Below are 19,287 nucleotides of genomic sequence, written 5' to 3'. Positions count from 1 at the left end.
GCTGAAGGAAGGGTTCATCATTCGACGGCCACCCTGGGGTCGAAAATCGGGTAGCAGAGATCGACGATCAGATTGACGAGGACATAGGTGACCGCGACGAACAGCAGGCACCCCTGGATGACGGGATAGTCGCGGGCGAAGATCGAATCGACCAGCAGACGGCCCAGGCCCGGGATGGTGAACACCGTCTCCACCACCGCGATGCCGCCGAGCAAATTGCCCAGCACCAGGCCGATCAGGGTCCAGGTCGGGCCGAAGGCGTTCTTGAAGGCGTGCCGCCGCAGCACCGCGAATTCCGACAGGCCCTTGGCCCGGGCATGGGTGATGTAGTCGAGCCGCAGCACCTCGAGCGTCGAGGCGCGGGCCATGCGCAGGATCACCCCGGTCTCGTGCAGGAACAGCGTCACGATCGGCATGACCAGGTACAGGAGCCCCCGCATCGGGTCCTCGCCGATCGAGACGTAGCCGACCACCGGCAGCCAGCTGAGCTTGAGTCCGAGGAACAGCAGCAGCAGCAGGCCGAGCCAGAAGGTCGGCACCGACAGGAACAGCGTCGCCGTCGCCACCACCGCGACGTCGGTCTTGCTGTTCTGGCGCCAGGCGGCGATGACCCCGGCCGGCACCGCCACCAGGCTGGCCAGCAGCACCGCCGCCAGCACCACCTGCGCGCTGATCGTGAAGCGCGACAGGATCAGCGGCAGCACCGCCTCCCCCGAGGTGATCGACTGGCCGAGGTCGCCCTGCAGCAGATGTCCGAACCAGATCGCGAACTGCACGACGATGCCCTGGTCGAGGCCGAGCCTGGCCCTGAGGTCGGCCAGGCTGGCCGGGTCGGCGAGGTCCCCCAGCATCAGGGACGCCGGGTCGCCCGGGATCAGCCGGATCAGGACGAACACCGACACTGCGACGATCAGCAGCGTCGGCACCGCCATGGCTATGCGCGTCAGCGCGAAGCGGAGCATGTCATCGTCTCTTGCATGGGGGACCTTCTGGCGCGGCCGGTCAGCTTTTGCCCACGTCCCACAGGATCAGGTTCGACGCCCAGGGCTTGAGGCCGGTGATGCGCTTGTTGTGCGCGAGGCAGTCGTTGTCGTTGTGGGTGAAGATGACCGGCACATCCTCCAGCAGCATCTTGTGGAGGGTGTCGAACAGCGCCTGGCGTTCCTTGGGATCCGTGACCTTCATCGCCTTGTCGATCAGGGCCAGGGCCTCCGGGTTCTCCCACACCTTGCGCGGCTGCTTGTCCTTGGGGCCCGAGATCTGCTCGAAGCCGAGCGCCGGATCGAAGCGCAGCGAATAGGACGTCGCCTCCATCATGTAGGCGCCGGTGTTGTACTTATCGAGCTGAGTGGCCCAGTCGAGCACCTCGATCTGGACGTTCAGGCCGATCGCCTGCCACATCTGCTGGGCGATGACCGCGGTGTTGAAGCTGGGCACCGTCGACCGCTTGTTGGCGTAGATGGTGATCGGCTCGCCCTTGTAACCGGACTCTTCGAGCAGCTTCTTGGCGTGCTCGGGATCGTAGGTGAAGCCCTGCTGCTCCACCGGGCCGTAATATTGCGACGTCCGGTAGATCGGCGAGTTGTTCACCTTGCCGAGCCCGTCGGTGACGGCGCTGACCAGTTCCTCATAGTCGATCGCCGCGGCCATGGCCTGGCGGATCTTGATGTTCTTCAGCACGGGATCGCGGGTCTGCAGGATGATGCTGTGGCGGACCGGGTTGGTGCCGAGCTCGACCGCAAGGTTCGGGTCAGCCTGCAGCTCCGCCACCTCGCTTTCCGGCACCGACGACACGTCGATCGCGCCGGATTGCAGCCCGGCCTTGACGGTCGCGGCGTCGGGGACGGCGAGGAAGCGCACCTGCTTCACCAGCGCCTTCTTGAGGCCCAGGAACCCGTCGCGCTTGTCGCCCGGGGGCGAGACATAGTCGTCGAAGGCGTCCAGCGTCACCGACTGGCCGCGCTTCCATTCGCCGAATTTGAACGGGCCGGTGCCGATCGGCTTGTCCCAGCTGCCATCGGCCTTGACCGACTCCTGGTTCAGGATGCCGGTGCCGCAGCAATCGGTCAGCGCCAGCGTGTTCAGGAACATCGCGTTCGGCTCGTCCAGCGTCATCACGAAGGTGTCGGGGTCCGGCGCCGTGGCGGACACCACCTTGATGCCGTTACGGCCGTCGAAGCTGGGCAGGCACCGCCATTCCGTCTTCGGGTCCATGTAGCGGTTCCAGCTCCACAGCACGTCGGCCGAGGTCATCGCGGCGCCGTTGTGGAACTTCACCCCCTTGCGCAGGGTGAAGGTGTAGGTCTTGCCGTCGGGCGAGACGTCGATCTTCTGCGCCAGCAGCGGCCCGACCTCTCCGCCCTCGGAATATCCGACCAGGCCTTCGACCACGTGCAGGATCACGATGTCGGTGTTGCCGTCCCGGTTCACCCCGGGGTTCGAGCTGCGGATGTCCTGGTTGAGGGCGGCGGTGATGGTCTGGGCGAAGGCCGGGCTGGCAAGCCCGGCCAATGCAGTGGCCCCAGCAAGCGTAGTGGCCAGCAGCAAGCGTTTCATGGTCAGCCTCCTGTTTGGTTCTCGGCGGCGCCCTTGTCTTCGGCGCCTGCTCTTGTGATCGGTCAGGTCGCGTTGCGGCCCGCCCTGCGCTGTCCCAGCACCTCGGCCAGGAAGGTCTGGACCGGCGGCACCGCCTGCATTCCGTCATGGGCCATGTTCGCCACCTGGTCGAAGCGGACGGCGACGCCCGCCGCCTGGAACGACGCCTTCAGGCTGGCCAGGCGCTCCGGCCGGGTGCTGCCGGCGTGGTTGGCGTCCGGCATCCAGTGGCGGCTGCCCGGACGGTGGGTGATCTCCCAGGTCTCGAGATCGGCGGCGCCGACCACCATCTGCACCGGCACCTGCGCCAGTGCGGCCGTGTCGACGGCGGCGCCGAACAGCGCCTGCACATTCCGGGTGCCGACCCACCAGTCCCGCGTCGGGTCGAGCAGGGTGACCGAGCCGGGCGCGCCGATGCAGGCCGCCCACAGCCGGTCGGGATGCAGCATCAGGAAGCGATGGGTGAAATGGCCGCCGCCGGAATAGCCGAACAGGGCGAAGCGGTCGAAGGCCTGCCCGTAGCGCTCGCCCACCTCCGCCACGATGTCGAGCAGCGCCTGGTCGTAGCGGATGCCGGCTTCGCGCATGTATTTGAAGCCGTCGCGGTTGCCGTCGCCCAGCACGCCGACCGGGAACAGCGGCGCCAGGATGATGCAGTTGTTCCAGCGGCCGAATTCGGCGAAGGCGTCGCGGTACCCGACGAAGTCGCGCCCGGTGCCGTGCATGGCGACGACCAGGTCGGGGGCCGTGCCGCCCGGGGCGATCGGCGGCACGTACAGGCAATAGGCGAAGCGCGGATCGGCCTTGCTGGCGAAGATGGTGGTGCGGTCGAAATCGAACTGGGCCCGGTTGCGCTCGGCGAATTCGGCGGCCGGGTCACGGGCCAGGGCGGCGTCGGTCATGGTTTCATCTCCTGGTCGGCGAAAAGCGGGGGCGCGGCACGGGCGCCCGGCCGAGATCGATCCGGTACGCCTGCGCGCCGTTGCGGCTGAAGAACGCCGCCTTCTCCGCCGCGGAGAAGCCGTGCGTCAGCCGCTTGAAGGCGTTGACCAGCGTCCGGTAGCTGCAGCTCTGCTTGTCGACCGGGAAGTTGCTCTCGAACAGGCAGCGGCCGACGCCGAAGCGCTCGAAGCATTCGTCGATATAAGGCTTCCAGGCGGCGGCCAGCTCCGGCGATCCCGGCGGCGCGGCCCGCTCGTGGAAGCCGAAGCCGTAATAGAGCATGCCGAGCCCGCCGATCTTCATCAGCACATTGGGGCATTGCGCCAGCGCGGCGATGCCCCGGCGCCACAGCGCGAACACCTCGTCCCGGCGGCCGGCATAGGGGCCGACGCCCAGCGGCCCGCCGACATGGTTGACGATGATGATAGTGTCCGGAAAGGCGCGGGCTAGGTCCGCCACCGCTTCCAGCTGCAGGTGGAACGCCCAGGCGTCGAAGTTGAGGCCGAGCGGCGCCAGCCGGGCGAAGCCGTCGCGGAAGGCCGGATCCAGCGCCAGGGCGCGCGGCCCCGGCTGGCCGAACATGCCGATGCCGGCCGCATCCCAGCGCAGCGGCTGGCGGATGCCGCGGAAACGGCCCTGCCCAGCCTCGATCTGGGCCTCGAGCACCGCCTGCACCCGGTCGCCGAGGCGGAGATCGGCCCGCCCGACGATGCCGGCGCACAGGCCCGTCCCGGTGCCGGCAGCCGCGGCTTCCGCCGCGATGAACTCGGTCTCGCCGATCGGGCGCATCTCCTCCGGACCGTCCGGACGATAGCCCGCGCCGCATTCGATGCTGACAGTGGCAACCACATTGTGGCCGCCGAAATCCGCCGTGAGGTCGGCCGGCAGGTAGTCGCCGCGGTCGCGCCGCCACAGGTGATGATGGGTGTCGACGATGGGGAGGCCGGGGTCGAGCGCGGGCTCCAGGTCATCCGCCTGCCATTCCGCCAGCTCGCGCAGCGACCGCACCGCATTCCGGCTGGGATCGTAGGGCGCGATCATCCGGCCCGCCCCCGATCGGCGGCCACGCGGAAGCGCGGAAAGCGCCGCAGGCTCATGCCGATCGTTCCTCTGGCATTTCCGGACCCTCCAGATCGTCAGGCGTGAACACCGGTTGGATGGCGTCCCGCCGGGAATGTCCCTATGGGCGACCCTCAAGCCTTGGGGTGCCCTTGCTGTCCGATCGATTGCATATTGATTTTACGTAAGTCAATTTGTTTCTTCGGGCAAACCACCGTTGTCGTCGCGCCGGACCCTGACGGACCGGTCGGAAGCCTAGCCCAGGGTCCCATCGGACTTCAGTTGGAGGGCGTATTCCAGATGGAAGCGCATGAACTCGGCCGCCTTGGCGAATTCGCCCGCCTCCAGCAGGTCGAGGATGCGGAGATGTTCCAGCGACTGGCCGACCAGGCGGCTGCGGTCGACCGTCTTGCGGTACTCCGCCAGGCGGCGGCTGGCGTTCACCCGCCGGATGGATTCGACGAAATACAGGTTCCCGGAGCCGGCGACGATCATCTCGTGGAACTGGGAGTTGATCTCGAACAGCTTGGTGCGCGAGAGGGTGCGATAGTCGCCGTCCAGCAGGCTCTGCTGCTGCGCCCGGGCGCGCCGGAACGCCTCCTCGTCGACCGTGAAGCCCGGCTGCAGGATGGCGGCCGGTTCGATCGCGATGCGGAACAGATAGGCCATGCGATAGGCCTCGCCGGAGGTCAGGACCGGCAGGAAACCCCAGCCTTTCCCGGGCAGACGCTCGATCCAGCCCTCCCGCGTCATCCGGGTCAGGATCCGCATCGCCTCGCTGCGCGAGAGGTCGTAGCGGCGCATGACCTCGTTCTCGCTGATGCGGTCCGGCAGCAGGCCCGACAGGCGATCATCGGCGATCTGGAAATAGACCTCCTCACCGGCCTCCGGGCTTCCCTCGCCGGAGATGTCGGCCGCCAGCGCCGCCGGGTCCTGCGCCAGGAAGAAGCCGCGATTGGCCTCGCGGCGGACGATGCCCTTCGCCTCCAGCAGCTTCAGCGCATCGTTGATCGGCGACCGCGACACCCGGAACAGGTCGGCCAGCTTCTGCGCCGGCAGGTGGTCGTTGGCCCGCAGCGGCTGGTCGCGCGCGTAGTCGAGGATGCGGGCGGCGATCTGCGGTGTCAGCGGCGACTGCGGCATCGGTTTCCTCACTGCACTCCGCCCGCGCCTTGCCCGAGGATGGGCAACGCGACCGTCATTGCATTATATATCAGCACTATGCAATAAGGCATCGACTTTCCGCGACGGGCTGTTCCTGGATGACGTCTAGCACTCTCGACCTGGGCGGTCAGCCCGTCCGCTTCATCGACCTGGCGGCGCTGCTGGGCGCGGACCTCTCGCGGTTCCCCTGGTCGATGCGGATCATCATCGAGAATGTCGTCCGCCATGCCGGCGCTCCCGGCCCCGACGCCTGCGCCCCCTTCCGCGACTGGCTCGGCCCGCGCCGCAGCGATGCGGAGATCGCCTTCCACCCGACCCGGCTGCTGATGCACGACACCACCTGCGTGCCGGCGCTGGTGGACATTGCGGCGATGCGCGACGCGCTGGCGGAATCGGGCGGCGACCCGGCCGCGCTGAACCCCGTCCTGCCGGTCGACGTCTCGGTGGACCATTCGGTGGCGGTCGACCGCTACGGCACGGCCGACGCGCTGGCCTTCAACATGGGCCGCGAGATCGAGCGCAACGCCGAGCGCTACCGGCTGATGAAATGGGCCACCCAGGCCTTGCGCGGCGTCACCGTCCACCCGCCCGGCACCGGCATCATGCACACCATGAACCTGGAGCAGCTGTCGAGCGTCGTCGCCCTGGCCGACAGGGCGGACGGCCCCTGGGCGGTGCCGGACACGCTGATCGGCACCGACAGCCACACGCCGATGGTCAACGGCATCGGCGTGCTGGGCTGGGGCGTCGGCGGGATCGAGGCCGAGAGCGTCATGTTCGGGATGCCGGTCATGCTGCGCATCCCCGACATCGTCGGCGTGCGGCTGACCGGAGTGCTGCGGGACGAGGTGCTGTCGACCGACCTCGCCCTCGCCGTCACCGAGCGCCTGCGCCAGCACGGGCTGTCCGGCGAGTTCGTGGAGTTCTTCGGCCCCGGTGTCTCGTCGCTGTCGGCCGGCGACCGGGCGGTGGTGGCCAACATGGCGCCGGAGTTCGGCGGGTCGACCGGCTATTTCCCGATCGACGGGCGGACCCTGCGCTATCTCGCCGAGACCGGGCGCCCCCCGTCCCTGCTGGACCGGGTGGAGGCCGTCGCCCGGCGCCAGGGCCTGTGGTTCGACCCGCAGGCGACGCCGCTGTACACCGATGTGGTCGGGATCGACCTCGACGGCATCGCGACCAGCCTTGCCGGGCCGTGGCGGCCGCAGGACCGGCTGTCGCCCGCCGCGGCGCCGCGTGCCCTGGAACAGGTGCATGGCCGCCCGCTGCACCCCGCCCCGGACAGCGCCACCCCGCCGGACGGCGCCGTCGCCCTGGCCGCCATCACCAGCTGCACCAACACGTCGGATCCCCGGCTGCTGGTCGCCGCCGGCCTGCTGGCCCGCAAGGCGCGGCAGCTGGGCCTGCGCCCGCCGCCCTGGGTCAAGACCTCGCTGGCGCCGGGATCGCCCGCCGCCGCCCGCTATCTCGAACGCAGCGGCCTGCTGGCCGACCTCGAGGCCCTCGGCTTCGGCATCGTCGGCTATGGCTGCACCACCTGCATCGGCAACTCCGGCCCGCTGGCGCCGGTGATGGATGCGGCGATCCGGGGCGGCCTGGCCGCGGCGGCGGTGCTGTCCGGCAACCGCAACTTCCCCGGGCGGGTGCATCCGCAGATCGAGGCCGGCTTCCTGGCCTCGCCGCCGCTGGTCGTCGCCTATGCCCTGGCCGGCGACGTCGCCCGCGACATCCTTACAGACCCGCTGGGCCAGGCACTGGACGGCCGGCCCGTCTTCCTGCGCGAGCTGTGGCCGGGCGGGGCCGAGATCGACCTGGCGCTGCGGGGCGCGAGCAATCCCGAAGACTTCGCCGCCGCCTTCGCCGCCGCGCATGACAACGCCGCCTGGAACGCCCTGGAGGCCCCGGCGACGACGCTGTTCCCGTGGAGCGGGGCCTCGAACTATGTGAGCCCCCCACCCTTCGCCGCGCAGGACCAGCCGCGCCGGCTGGGATGCTACCGGGCGCGGGCGCTGATGGTGCTCGGCGACGACATCACCACCGACCACATCTCGCCGGCCGGGCAGATCCCGGCGGAGAGCGACACCGGCGCCTATCTGGCCGATCGCGGCGAGGATGTGCGCGACCTCAACGTCTTCGCCGCGCGGCGGGGCAATTGGGAGGTGATGCGGCGCGGCCTCTACACCAACCGGACGGTCCGCAACCTGCTGGCCCCGGCGCTGGCCCCCGGCACCACGATCCATGCCCCCTCGGGCGAGGTGCTGCCGCTGTGGCGGGCGGCACAGCGCTATCGCGACGCGGCCATCCCGGTGGTGCTGCTGGCCGGCGACCGCTACGGCGCGGGGTCGTCGCGGGACTGGGCCGCCAAGGGCGTGGCGCTGCTGGGCGTGCGCGCCGTCCTGGCCTCCAGCTTCGAACGGATCCACCGCTCCAACCTCGTCGGCATGGGCGTGCTGCCCCTGCGCCTGCCGGAGGGGTGCCGCCCCGCCGACCTGGCGATCACGCCGCAGGACTGGATCGAGGTCGATGCGCCGCCCGAGGCGCTGCGCCCGCGTGGCACCGCGCAGGTCAGGATCCGGCGTCCGCACGGGCAGGTCGATGCGTTCGAGGCGGCCGTCGCAGTGGAGACCCAGCTCGAGGTCGCGGTCCTGCAGGCCGGCGGAATCATGCCGCTGATCATCGCGCGCGCCGCGACGCCTGGACATGGTCGATGAAGGCTCCGAGCCCCGCCCTCGGAGGCGTCTAGGCAGTCGCCGCCACCCGGAAAAGCCGATCGCCGCCCGGGTGCCGGCTCCCGATGCAAAAATCATTTGTACACCAACAATAGGCGCGCCAATAATCGATTGCTGCTGGAGTCGCCCTGCCGAGGAAACATGTACACTGGCCTGCGGCCTGATCGCGCTGTCGCGCTTCGCCGTCCGTATGTGAGCATGGCTGGACCCCGGTGAAGATCGCGAGGGCGGACATCGTTGTGAAGGTGAACGGCGCGGAGATGCGGTCCCCCGCCGATCCCGCCACGCCCCTGCTGCATGTCCTGCGCAACGATTTCGGGCTCAATGGCCCCAAATACGGCTGCGGCCTGGGCGAATGCGGCGCCTGCATGGTGCTGGTCGACGGCAAGGCGGCACGCAGCTGCGTGCTGCCGGTGGGCGCGACGGCAGGCCATGCCGTGACGACGCTGGAGGGGCTGGGCACCGTGGATGCCGCCCATCCCGTGCAGCGCGCCTTCATCGAGGAACAGGGCGCCCAGTGCGGCTACTGCCTGAACGGCATGATCCTGCGCACCGTGGCGCTGCTGGCCGTGAATCCGCACCCGTCCGACCGGGACATCCGCGAGGCGCTGCGGTTCAACCTGTGCCGCTGCGGCACCCATGTCGAGATCCTCGCCTCGGTGCATCGCGCAGTCGTCCTGACCAGCGGGCCGCGCGCGCCATGACCCCATCCGCCCTGGCGGGCCTGACCGCCCAGGAATTGTTCGACGAGGCCGGGACCCTGCTGGTCTATCGGATGAACGGGACCGCCATCGAGCCCTTCATCTGCCTGTCGGCGCAAGGCGCGGTGATCGGCTATTCCGGGCATGTCGATCTCGGCCAGGGCATCCGCACCGCGCTGAGCCAGATCGTGGCGGAAGAGCTCGACATCGCCGTCGCGTCGGTCGAGATGGTGCTGGGCGACACCGCGCGCGCGCCGGACCAGGGCGCGACCATCGCCAGCGACACCATCCAGAACACCGCCGTGCCCCTGCGCCAGGCCGCGGCCCAGGCCCGCACCGCGCTGCTGGACCGCGCCGCCGCATGGCTGGGCGTGGCCGTCGGCGTCCTCCGGGTCGAGGACGGGCTGATCGGGGTCGAGGGCGGCAACCGGCGCGTCGGCTACGGCGAGTTGCTGGAGGGCGAGCGCATCCGGCTGGTGCTGGACGACCGGCAGGCGGTCAAGCCCGCCTCCGACTACCGCATCGTCGGGCAGCGCCAGCCGCGCGTCGACATCCCGGCCAAGGCCACCGGCGGCCTGGTCTTCGTCCATGATGTCCGGATCGACGGCATGCTGCATGGCCGCGTGGTCCGGCCGCCCTATGCCGGCGTCGACCATGGCCCGTTCGTCGGCACCAGCCTGATCGCGGTGGACGAGGCGTCGGTCCGCCACCTCCCCGGCTTCGTCGCCGTGGTGGCGATCGGCGATTTCGTCGGCGTCGTCGCCGAGCGGGAGGAGCAGGCGATCGCAGCCATGGACGCCCTGCGGGTCGAATGGAAGCCGGTGCCGCGGCTGCCGGAGCTGGACGACCTCGCCGGCGCCCTGCTCGCCAACCCCTCCACCGCGCGGCGGCTGGAGGACAAGGGCGATGTCGCGGCCGCGCTGGCGGGCGCGGCGACTCGGCTGGCACGCCGCTATGTCTGGCCCTACCAGCTGCACGGCTCGATCGGCCCATCCTGCGCCGTCGCCGATGTGATGCCGGGCGGGGCCCGGGTCTGGGCCGGCACCCAGAACCCCCATCCCCTGCGCGCCGACATCGCCCGGCTGCTCGACCTGCCGGAGGGCGCGGTCGACCTGGTCCGCATGGAGGCGGCGGGCTGCTATGGCCGCAACTGCGCCGACGACGTGGCGGCGGACGCCGCCCTGCTGTCGCGCGCGGTCGGCCGCCCGGTGCGGGTCCAGTTGACCCGCGAGCAGGAGCATGTCTGGGAGCCCAAGGGCACCGCCCAGCTGATCGAGGTCGATGGCGGGCTGGACGCGGCGGGCGACGCCATCGCCTATGACTACCAGTCGCGCTACCCCTCGAACGGCGCCCCGACCCTGGCGCTGCTGCTGACCGGCAAGGTCCCGCCGGTGCCGCAGGTGCTCGAGATGGGGGACCGCACCTCGATCCCGCCCTACGACTACGCCAACCGCCGCGTCACCATCCACGACATGCCGCCGATCGTGCGCGCCTCATGGCTGCGCGGCGTCTCGGCCCTGCCCAACAGCTTCGCGCATGAGAGCTGGATCGACGAGGCCGCGGCGGCGGCCCAGGTCGACCCGGTCGAATACCGGCTGCGCTACCTGCACGACCCGCGGGCCCGCGACCTGGTCGAACGCACCGCCGCCGAGGCCGGATGGGTGCCCCGCACCTCCTGGGGTTCCGAGGGCGGCGACGGCGACATCCTGCGCGGCCGCGGCTTCGCCTATGCGCTGTACGTCCACAGCAAGTTTCCCGGTTATGGCGCGGCCTGGTCGGCCTGGGTGGCCGATGTCGAGGTCAACCGGGCGACCGGCGAGGTGGCGGTCACCAAGATCACCAACGGGCACGACGCCGGGCTGATGATCAACCCGGCGGGGGTGCAGCACCAGATCCACGGCAACGTCATCCAGTCGATCAGCCGCGCCACCCGCGAGGAGGTGCGCTTCGACCGCGGGATGCCGGCGGTGCGGGAATGGGGCGGCTATCCCCTGATCAAGTTCCCGGACGTGCCGCCGATCGAGACGCTGATGATCGAGCGGCCGGACCAGCCGCCGCTGGGCGCCGGCGAATCCGCCTCGGTGCCCAGCGCGGCCGCGATCGCCAACGCGATCTACGACGCCTGCGGCATCCGCTTCCGTGAGCCGCCGTTCACGCCGGAGAAGGTGAAGGCCGCACTGGCCCGAGAGGGCATGCTGGCATCGCCCACGCCGCAGATGCCGGTTCCGCTGCCCGCGCTGGGGCAGCCCGTGCCGCCGAGCCGCAGTCATCGATCCTGGAAGGCGTGGCTGCTGGGCGCCGGCGCCGCCCTGGCCGGGGCCATGGTGGCGGCCCTGCCCTGGCGGCCGGCCATCGCGCCGATCGCCCGCCCCGACCCGTCGGTCTATTCGGCGGCGACGATCGAACGCGGCCGCCAGCTTGCCGCCCTCGGCGACTGCGCCGTCTGCCACACCGGGCCGGACGGCGTGGTCAATGCCGGCGGCCATGCCATGGCGACGCCCTTCGGCACCGTGGTCACGACCAACATCACGCCCGATGTCGAGACCGGCATCGGCGCCTGGTCCTATCCCGCCTTCGAGCGCGCCATGCGCCAGGGCATCAGCCGCGACGGGCACCACCTCTATCCCGCCTTCCCCTACACCCACTTCACCCGGGTGGCGGATGCCGACATGCAGGCGCTGTACGCCTATCTGATGGCGCAGGAGCCGGTGCATTCGACGCCGCCGGCGACGAAGCTGCCCTTCCCCTTCAACCTGCGGCCGCTGGTGGCCGGCTGGAACGCGCTGTTCCTGCGCAGCGGCGAGCTCCAGCCGGATCCCGAGCGCTCCGCCGACTGGAACCGGGGGCGCTATCTGGTCGAGGGACTCGGCCACTGCTCCGCCTGCCATGCGCCGCGCAACGCGCTGGGTGCCGAGAAGTCCGGGCAGGACGCGATCCTGGCAGGGGGCTGGGCGGAAGGCTGGGAGGCGCCGGCGCTGAACGGCCTGTCCAAGGCGCCGGTGCCGTGGAGCGAACAGGATCTGTTCGACTACCTGCGCACCGGCTATTCGCCGCTGCACGGGCCCGCCGGCGGCCCGATGGCCCCTGTCGTGGCCGAGCTGGCGGCGCTGCCGGACCAGGACATCCGCGCCATGGCGACCTATCTCGCCTCCCATGGTCCCGCTGATGTCGCGGAGAGCGACCGCACCGCGGCCGTCCAGGCGATTGAGGCCTCGGCCGCGTCGGCATCGACCGAGATCAGCCGCGCCGGCCGGCTCTATGACGGGGCCTGCGCGGTGTGCCATGACGGCGGCGAGCGGCCGGACCTGTTCGGCATCCGCCCGTCCCTGGCCTTCAACAGCAATGTGCATTCGGACCACCCGGACAATTTGATCCGCGTGATCCTGAACGGGGCGGCCAGCCCGACACTGGCGCATGCCGGCGCGATGCCGGCCTTCGGCCCGGTGCTGGACGACAGCCAGATCGCCGACCTGGCCGCCTATATCCGCGGCCGCTTCGCCCCCGGCAGACAGCCCTGGGAAAACACCGCGGACACCGTCCGGCGGCTGAGGGCGGACCCGGCCGCCCATTGATCTGACGGAAGGGGGCCAGCGCCCCCTTCCCTCCGGCCTCAGTTCAGGACGATCTCGACCCGGCGGTTCTGCGGTTCGCGCACACCGTCGGCGGTCGGCACCAGCGGATCGGCCTCGCCGACGCCGCGGACGACGATCGCATTGTCGGCGACCCCGTCGGTCACCAGTTCGCGGCGCACCGCTTCGCCGCGGCGGACCGAAAGCGCCTGGTTGTACTTGTCAGACCCCGACCGGTCGGTGTGGCCGGTGACGTTGATCTGCGTGGCCTTGCCCTGCAGCGCGTCGGTGGCGGCCGAGTTGACGATCTGCTTGGCCTCCGGCGTCAGCTTCGAGCTGTCGAAATCGAAGAAGACGAGATAGCTGCGGGCCTGGGCGATCGGCGCGACCTCCTCCGCGACCGGGGCCTCACCCTCGCCGAAGGAGTAGCGCAGGCCGACCAGAATGCTGTGGTTGTTGTTGCTGTCCGACTTGATCCGGACGCCATTGTCCTGGAAGGTCTTACCCTGGGTGCCGAAGTAGCGGTATTCCAGGGTGGCCGCCATGTTCGGCATGAAGTTGTACGCCACGCCGGCGATGCCCTGATACGCGAAGGCCGCCTTGGTCGAGTCGAAGAACCGCCCGCCGCCGCTCGGGTTGAAGTCGGCGTCGATCAGCGCCAGGCCGACGCCGGCGCCGACATAGGGCACGAAGGGCGAGCCGAAATCGAAGTCGTAGTAGCCGTTCGCCATCAGGCCGTAGGTGGTCTGGTGGTTGTTGCCGTCATGGCTGTTCTCACGGATGCTGGCCTCCAGGTCGCTGCGGAAGCCATTCCCGAAGGCGTAGCCGACATAGAGGTCGCCCGCCGGCCCGACGTCATAGTCGTCCTTGTTCAGGTTGTTCCCCTGCAGAAAATTGACGCCGGCACCGGCGCCGACATAGATGCCGGGCGCCTGCTGCGCCATGGCTGGCGTTCCAGCGAGCAGCGCGGCCGCTCCGGCGGCGAAGACATAGCGTCTGTACATTCCTGACTCCACGAGTGGTTGGTCGGTCTGATTTCACCGGCTCGTCCCCATGCCGACCATACAGATGCATACGTCCTTGAATGTATGTCAAAATGGCGCAGGGCGACCATGTTGCAGGTTGAAGCCGATTCACATCGACCCAGGGACATTAGGAATTCGGCGTAAATGCAGGCCGAGCCTTGAAAAAATCGGGAGCCGACCCCGCCTTCACCGCGGCTATCAGCTGCGCACCAGCTGTCGCACCCGCATCGGATGGGCCGAGGCACTGCTGTCTTATCGGGTGGGGTGCCGATCTGAACGGAGGCCATCCCAAAAGAAAACGGGCCGCAAAGATGCGGCCCGAGTTTAGGGAGGAAACGCCCAAGAAGTGCGTTACGGCCTACAGCATCGCTGCATACCGCACCGCAACATAACCACATTCCCGACGAGAGTGGCAAGCCCTAAATGATGAAAGTTTATTCATTCACAGGACTGCCTAAAAAACTTGCTCCCGTGGCCTCAGAAGCGGCGAGACCGCCCCTCCGGAAGGCAACGGCAGCAGGCCGTCACACCCGCTGCGCCGCGATGAGGTTCCAGATCGCGAGCGGAGTCGCGGGCATGTTCACATGCCGGATGCCGAGACCGGAGAGGGCGTCGACCACGGCGTTCATCACGGCCGGCAGTGAGCCGGCGCAGCCCGCCTCGCCGCAGCCCTTGGCCCCCAGGGGGTTGGTCGCGGTCGGCTGCGGCCGGCTCTCGAAGGTGAAGACCGGCGGCGCGTCCGCGGCCCGCGGCAGCTGGTAGTCGACGAAGGAGCCGGTGGTCAGCTGGCCGTCCGAATCATAGACGGTGCGTTCCATCAGGGCCTGGCCGATGCCCTGCATCACGCCGCCATGCAGCTGGCCTTCGACCAGCAGCGGGTTCACCAGCGTGCCGAAGTCGTTGACCATGACATAGCTGACAACCGCGGTGATGCCGGTGTCCGGATCGATCTCGACCTCGGCGATGTGGCAGCCATTGGGATAGGCCGACGGCGCCTGCTTGAAGATGTGGTCGACGTCGAGTGTGTCAGGGATATCGGCCGGCAGGCTGAGTCCCGCGGCGAGCCGGCCGGCGAGCTCCATGATGCCGACGCCGCGGTCGGTGCCGGCGACGGTGAAGCGGCCATCCTCGAACTCGACGTCGAAGGCCCCGGCCTCCAGCAGGTGGCCGGCGATCTGGCGCCCCTTCTCGATCACCAGGTCGCCCGCCTCCAGGATCGCGGCGCCGCTGGCCATGATCGACTTCGAGCCGCCGGTGCCGCCGCCGGCGATCAGGCGGTCGCTGTCGCCCTGGACCAGGCGGATGCGGTCGAACGGGATCCGCAGCTTCGAATGCAGCACCTGGGCGAAGGCCGACCAGTGGCCCTGGCCGTAGTCGAGCGTGCCGGTGACGATGGTGACGGTGCCGTCCGACTCGAAATGGATGCCGCCCATCTCGTTGGTCGGCGGCGCCGTGACCTCGAGATAGCAGCCGATGCCGCGGCCACGCAGCCGGCCCCGGGCGGCGCTCTCCGCCCGGCGGGCCGCGAAGCCGGCCCAGTCCGCCGCCTCGATGGCACGGCCGAGCAGGCCCGGAAAGTCCCCGCTGTCATAGGCCGTGCCCGCCGGCGTCCGCCACGGCAGCTGGCCCGGCGCCACCATGTTGCGCCGGCGCAGCTCGACCCCGTCGAGGCCGAGTTCGGCGGCCGCCGTGTCGATCAGCCGCTCCATGTAGTAGTTGCCCTCCGGCCGGCCGGCGCCGCGATAGGCGCCGATCGGCACGGTGTTGGTCACGGCGCAGATCGTGTTCACCTCGACCAGCGGCGTGCGGTACATGCCGATCGAGTTCTTGGCGATGTTGAGGGTGGTCATCATCGGCCCCACCGGCGACAGGTAGGCGCCGAGATTGCCGTAGCCCGTGAAGCGGGTGGCGAGGAACTGCCCGTCGGCGTCGAGCGCCAGTTCGGCGACCACCTCCATGTCCCGCCCATGATGATCGGACATGAAGCTGTCGGAGCGCTGGTCGGTCCACTTCACCGGGCGGTCGAGCAGCCGCGCCGCATGCATGAGACAGACATATTCCGGGAACACCGCGCCCTTCATGCCGAAGGAGCCGCCGACATTGCCGGTGATCAGATGGACCCGGTCGGCCGGAATGCCCATCGCCTCGGCCAGGTTGTTGCGCTTGCCGAACACGCCCTGGCTCGGCGCATGGACGGTGAAGCGGCCGGTCGCGGCGTCATAGCCCACCACCGCCGCGCGCGGCTCCATCGGGTTGACGACGATGCGGTTGTTGAGGATCTCCAGCCGCGTGACATGCGTCGCCCGGGCGAAGGCCTCCGCCACCTTCTCCGCATCGCCGAAGTGATAGTCGAGCACCACATTGCCGGGCGCGTCGTCATAGAGAAGCGGCGCATCGGGCCGGATGGCATCGCCGACGCTGGTGACCGCCGGCAGCGGATCGATGTCGAGCTCCACCGCCTCCGCCGCATCGCGCGCCTGATGGGCGGTTTCGGCGATCACCACCGCGACCGGGTCGCCGACGAAGCGCACCTTGCCCGAGGCCAGCGCGTGGCGCAGCGGGGTCGTCATCGGCGACCCGTCGCGGTTCTGGAACGCGATCACGCATTTCAGCGGCCCGTAACCCATCGGGGCGAGATCGGCCGCGGTGTAGATCGCGAGCACGCCCGGCATGGCGCGGGCCGACTCGGTCGAGATGGCCCCGATCGTGCCATGGGCATGGGGGCTGCGCACGAAGGCGGCATAGGCCTGGCCCGGCAGGCTGACATCGTCGGTGTAGCGCCCCTCGCCCCGCAGCAGGGTCGGGTCTTCCAGGCGGGAGACGGGCTGGCCGATGCCGAATTGCAACGCGGCGACGTCTTCGGCCGTGGCTGGCTTGTTCATCGGTGAGGTCTCGATGCTGGCTGGCGGCACCTCGGCCTCGCCCATGATCGCAAGGCGCCGGCCAAGGTTCGAAGGACAATAGCTCCAGACTAAAGGTCGTCACCGGGATGAGAGAAGCCGATTTGGCAACACTCCTGTCCGATGGGCGCAGGCCTCGACGGTGTCGGCGGGCGATTCGCCCACCCCCGCGGCGCGACCGCCTACGCGGCGTGCCCCGCGCCGGCAGGAGCCTTGGTGCGGACGGCGCCGGGCGATTGCCCGATCACCCGCTTGAAGGCCCGGCTGAAGGCGGCCTGAGACCCGTAGCCGAGACGATGCGCCGCAGCCTCGATCGGCATGCGGTCGCGCCCGATCCACTGCGCCGCCAGGCGCATCCGCAGATCCGCCAGATAGCGCAGCGGGGTCAGGCCGGTGACCGCCAGGAAGCGCTCGGCGAAGACCGAGCGGGAACTGCCCATCTCCGCCGCCAGCTCCGCCACCGTCCAGTCCCGCCCGGGATCGCGGTGCAGGGCGGTGATGACCCGGCCCAGCCGCGCGTCGCGCAGCGCGTCGATCCAGCCGCCACCGGCAGCGCCGCCGCAGCCGCACTCCACCCAGCCACGGACGATGGAGGCCGAGACGACATCGGCCAGCCGCGCCAGGATCGCGGCGAAGCCCGCCCGCTCCGTGCACGCCTCGCGCGCCATGGCCTCCAGCATCGGCAGGATCTCGGGATAGCGGTCGAGCAGTGTGCCGACCATCATGACCTCGGGCATCAGCGCCACCAGCGGATGCATGCCGCCGAGGTCGAATTCCATGCAGCCGCTGAAGACCAGCACGCCCTTCGCCCCGCCGGATTCGTCCGGCACGGCCCGGATGGCGCCGACGGTCTTGCACAACGGCGCGGTCTCGAAGCTGGCGATGTCGCGGCTGGGCAGGTCCGGCGCGGATAGCAGCTCATGCGCCCCGCCGCGCGGCAGCAGCACGGCGTCGCCGGTGCCGAGCGCCTGAAGCGCCCCGCCCGATGTGCGCAGGAACACCGGGCCGCGGGCGATGAAGTGGAACTGCGCCCGACCCTCGACGATGCCGAAGCCGATCCCGAAGGGCGGCGCGATCTCGATCCGGCGATACTGCACCCCGACCAGGCGCATCCCGAGGAGCAGCTCGCTCACGAGATCGTCCGAGGGTCGGGGGTTGGCCGCCTCAGGCTGCATTTCGGACGCAGGGTCAAACATTCCGGAGTATCTGGCATAGATCGTCCGGGGAGTCCATCTTACCTTCTGCTGCATCGCAGCAGAACCTCTTCGAGAGACAGACAGATGAGCGATTGGACACAGCGGGCGGATGCGGCGCCGGCGCGGGAGGCACCGGCCTGGGGTGCCGTCTTCTCGATGACGCTCGGCGTGTTCGGGCTGGTGACGGCGGAGTTCCTGCCGGCCAGCCTGCTGACGCCGATGGCGGCGGATCTGGGCGTGTCGGAGGGCGTGGCCGGCCAGGCGGTGACGGCGACTGCGGTGGTGGCGCTGGTCATGAGCCTGCTGGTCTCGGCCGCGACCCGGCGCGTCGACCGGCGGATCGTGCTGCTGGCCTTCTCGGTCCTGCTGACGGTCTCGAACCTGCTGGTCGCCTTCGCCCCCGGCCTGCCCGCCCTGCTGCTCGGGCGCGTGCTGCTCGGCCTGGCGCTCGGCGGCTTCTGGACCATGTCCGCGGCCACGGTGATGCGGCTGGTGCCCGAGGCGATGGTGCCCCGGGCCCTTTCGCTGCTGTTCAGCGGCGTCTCCGCCGCGACCGTCGTCGCCGCCCCGGTCGGCAGCTATCTCGGCGACGTGATCGGCTGGCGCGACGTCTTCCTGCTGGCGGCGGTGCTGGGCGTGCTGGCGCTCGCCGTGCAGTTCGCGACGCTGCCGCGGATGGCGCCGAGCGGGCTGACCCGCCTGCGCACCCTGGTCGAGGTGCTGGCGCGGCCGCAGGTCGGGCTCGGCATGATCGCCGCCCTCCTGGTGTTCGCCGGGCATTTCGCCTTCTTCACCTATATCCGCCCGTTCCTGGAGACGGTGACCGGGGTCGGCATCACCGGCGTGTCCGGCATCCTGCTGGGCTTCGGCATCGCCAATTTCCTCGGCACCTTCCTCGGCGGCGTGCTGCTCGAACGCAGCATGCGGCTGGCGATCCTGCTGATGCCGCTGGCCATGGGCGTGCTCGGGCTCGGCTTCGTGGCCCTGGGCGGCGGCGCCCCGGTGGCGAATGCGGTGATGGTGGCCCTGTGGGGCGTCGCCTTCGGCGCCGTGCCGGTGGCCTGGTCCACCTGGCTGACCCGCACGGTTCCCGATGAGGCCGAGAGCGCGGGCGGCCTGCTGGTCGCGGCGATCCAGTTCGCCATCGCGATGGGAGCCGCCGCCGGCGGCGCCATCTTCGACGTGAGCGGCGCGCTGGGCGTCTTCACCGCCAGCGGCCTCGTCCTGTTGCTGGCGGCGCTGATGATCCTGGTCGGCATCAAGGGCCGGACCACCGCCACCGTAACCCCGTAACATCCGTCGGGGTTGCCGGCGCCCGGTTTCATCGGGCGCCGGCTGGCGGTCCATGAAGGGGCTATCCCGGCCTCCTCCTCGGCGGCAATCTACCCAGCCCGCAGCCCCTTCAGC

At 69.9% G+C, this 19,287-nt stretch carries 12 protein-coding genes; 4 read left to right on the top strand and 8 right to left on the bottom strand.

Annotated features, from left to right (window positions below):
* Positions 1-17: 17 nt before the first annotated feature.
* The 5 genes from E9232_RS28730 to E9232_RS28710 all read right to left on the bottom strand — a co-directional run bounded on the left by E9232_RS28730 (position 18) and on the right by E9232_RS28710 (position 5,739).
* Positions 18-962: an ABC transporter permease gene (locus E9232_RS28730; protein ID WP_309800033.1), complete on the bottom strand. Its 945-nt coding sequence runs from the start codon at positions 960-962 to the stop codon at positions 18-20.
* Between the two features lie 40 nt (positions 963-1,002).
* A complete protein-coding gene (locus E9232_RS28725; RefSeq protein ID WP_309800031.1) occupies positions 1,003-2,556 on the bottom strand; it encodes an ABC transporter substrate-binding protein in 1,554 nt (517 codons plus the stop codon).
* 62 nt (positions 2,557-2,618) lie between these two features.
* Positions 2,619-3,497 (bottom strand): alpha/beta hydrolase family protein, encoded by an 879-nt coding sequence (locus E9232_RS28720; protein ID WP_309800030.1) that lies wholly within the window; start codon positions 3,495-3,497, stop codon positions 2,619-2,621.
* Between the two features lie 4 nt (positions 3,498-3,501).
* A complete protein-coding gene (locus tag E9232_RS28715) occupies positions 3,502-4,578 on the bottom strand; it encodes an amidohydrolase family protein (RefSeq protein WP_309800028.1) in 1,077 nt (358 codons plus the stop codon).
* Positions 4,579-4,851: 273 nt separating this feature from the next.
* Complete coding sequence (locus E9232_RS28710; protein WP_309800026.1) at positions 4,852-5,739, bottom strand: GntR family transcriptional regulator; 888 nt, start codon at positions 5,737-5,739, stop codon at positions 4,852-4,854.
* A 119-nt stretch (positions 5,740-5,858) separates the two neighbouring features.
* Between E9232_RS28710 and acnA the strand changes: the two genes are divergently transcribed.
* The 3 genes from acnA (at position 5,859) to E9232_RS28695 (ending at position 12,762) form a co-directional block, all read left to right on the top strand.
* Positions 5,859-8,471, top strand: a complete 2,613-nt coding sequence (gene acnA / locus E9232_RS28705) for an aconitate hydratase AcnA (protein WP_309800023.1) — start codon at positions 5,859-5,861, stop codon at positions 8,469-8,471.
* A 230-nt stretch (positions 8,472-8,701) separates the two neighbouring features.
* Positions 8,702-9,193, top strand: a complete 492-nt coding sequence (locus E9232_RS28700; protein ID WP_445351994.1) for a (2Fe-2S)-binding protein — start codon at positions 8,702-8,704, stop codon at positions 9,191-9,193.
* Positions 9,190-12,762, top strand: coding sequence for a molybdopterin cofactor-binding domain-containing protein (locus tag E9232_RS28695; RefSeq protein ID WP_309800020.1), 3,573 nt, complete (start codon positions 9,190-9,192; stop codon positions 12,760-12,762). Before E9232_RS28700 ends, E9232_RS28695 begins: the two co-directional genes overlap by 4 nt.
* A gap of 38 nt (positions 12,763-12,800) precedes the next feature.
* Here the strand turns inward: E9232_RS28695 and E9232_RS28690 are convergent, their stop codons facing one another.
* The 3 genes from E9232_RS28690 to E9232_RS28680 all read right to left on the bottom strand — a co-directional run bounded on the left by E9232_RS28690 (position 12,801) and on the right by E9232_RS28680 (position 17,817).
* A complete protein-coding gene (locus E9232_RS28690; RefSeq protein WP_309800019.1) occupies positions 12,801-13,763 on the bottom strand; it encodes an OmpA family protein in 963 nt (320 codons plus the stop codon).
* Between the two features lie 545 nt (positions 13,764-14,308).
* Entirely contained in the window at positions 14,309-16,666 is a 2,358-nt protein-coding gene (locus E9232_RS28685; RefSeq protein ID WP_309800017.1) for a xanthine dehydrogenase family protein molybdopterin-binding subunit, read from the bottom strand.
* A gap of 200 nt (positions 16,667-16,866) precedes the next feature.
* Positions 16,867-17,817, bottom strand: a complete 951-nt coding sequence (locus E9232_RS28680) for an AraC family transcriptional regulator (RefSeq protein ID WP_309800015.1) — start codon at positions 17,815-17,817, stop codon at positions 16,867-16,869.
* 147 nt (positions 17,818-17,964) lie between these two features.
* On the opposite strand from E9232_RS28680, the gene E9232_RS28675 reads away from it, so the two are divergent.
* Complete coding sequence (locus E9232_RS28675; RefSeq protein ID WP_309800014.1) at positions 17,965-19,173, top strand: MFS transporter; 1,209 nt, start codon at positions 17,965-17,967, stop codon at positions 19,171-19,173.
* The last annotated feature ends 114 nt before the right edge of the window (positions 19,174-19,287 follow it).

The sequence above is a fragment of the Inquilinus ginsengisoli genome (assembly GCF_031453975.1).
GTDB lineage: Bacteria > Pseudomonadota > Alphaproteobacteria > DSM-16000 > Inquilinaceae > Inquilinus > Inquilinus ginsengisoli_A.
This window is presented reverse-complemented; position numbering and strand designations above follow the sequence as displayed.

Bases quoted from the DNA above. Each gene is read 5' to 3' on its own strand.
- acnA (WP_309800023.1), top strand. From the start codon at position 5,859: ATGACGTCTAGCACTCTCGACCTGGGCGGTCAGCCCGTCCGCTTCATC.
- E9232_RS28730 (WP_309800033.1), bottom strand. From the start codon at position 962: ATGCTCCGCTTCGCGCTGACGCGCATAGCCATGGCGGTGCCGACGCTG.
- E9232_RS28715 (WP_309800028.1), bottom strand. From the start codon at position 4,578: ATGATCGCGCCCTACGATCCCAGCCGGAATGCGGTGCGGTCGCTGCGC.
- E9232_RS28690 (WP_309800019.1), bottom strand. From the start codon at position 13,763: ATGTACAGACGCTATGTCTTCGCCGCCGGAGCGGCCGCGCTGCTCGCT.
- E9232_RS28685 (WP_309800017.1), bottom strand. From the start codon at position 16,666: ATGAACAAGCCAGCCACGGCCGAAGACGTCGCCGCGTTGCAATTCGGC.
- E9232_RS28695 (WP_309800020.1), top strand. From the start codon at position 9,190: ATGACCCCATCCGCCCTGGCGGGCCTGACCGCCCAGGAATTGTTCGAC.
- E9232_RS28720 (WP_309800030.1), bottom strand. From the start codon at position 3,497: ATGACCGACGCCGCCCTGGCCCGTGACCCGGCCGCCGAATTCGCCGAG.
- E9232_RS28675 (WP_309800014.1), top strand. From the start codon at position 17,965: ATGAGCGATTGGACACAGCGGGCGGATGCGGCGCCGGCGCGGGAGGCA.
- E9232_RS28725 (WP_309800031.1), bottom strand. From the start codon at position 2,556: ATGAAACGCTTGCTGCTGGCCACTACGCTTGCTGGGGCCACTGCATTG.
- E9232_RS28710 (WP_309800026.1), bottom strand. From the start codon at position 5,739: ATGCCGCAGTCGCCGCTGACACCGCAGATCGCCGCCCGCATCCTCGAC.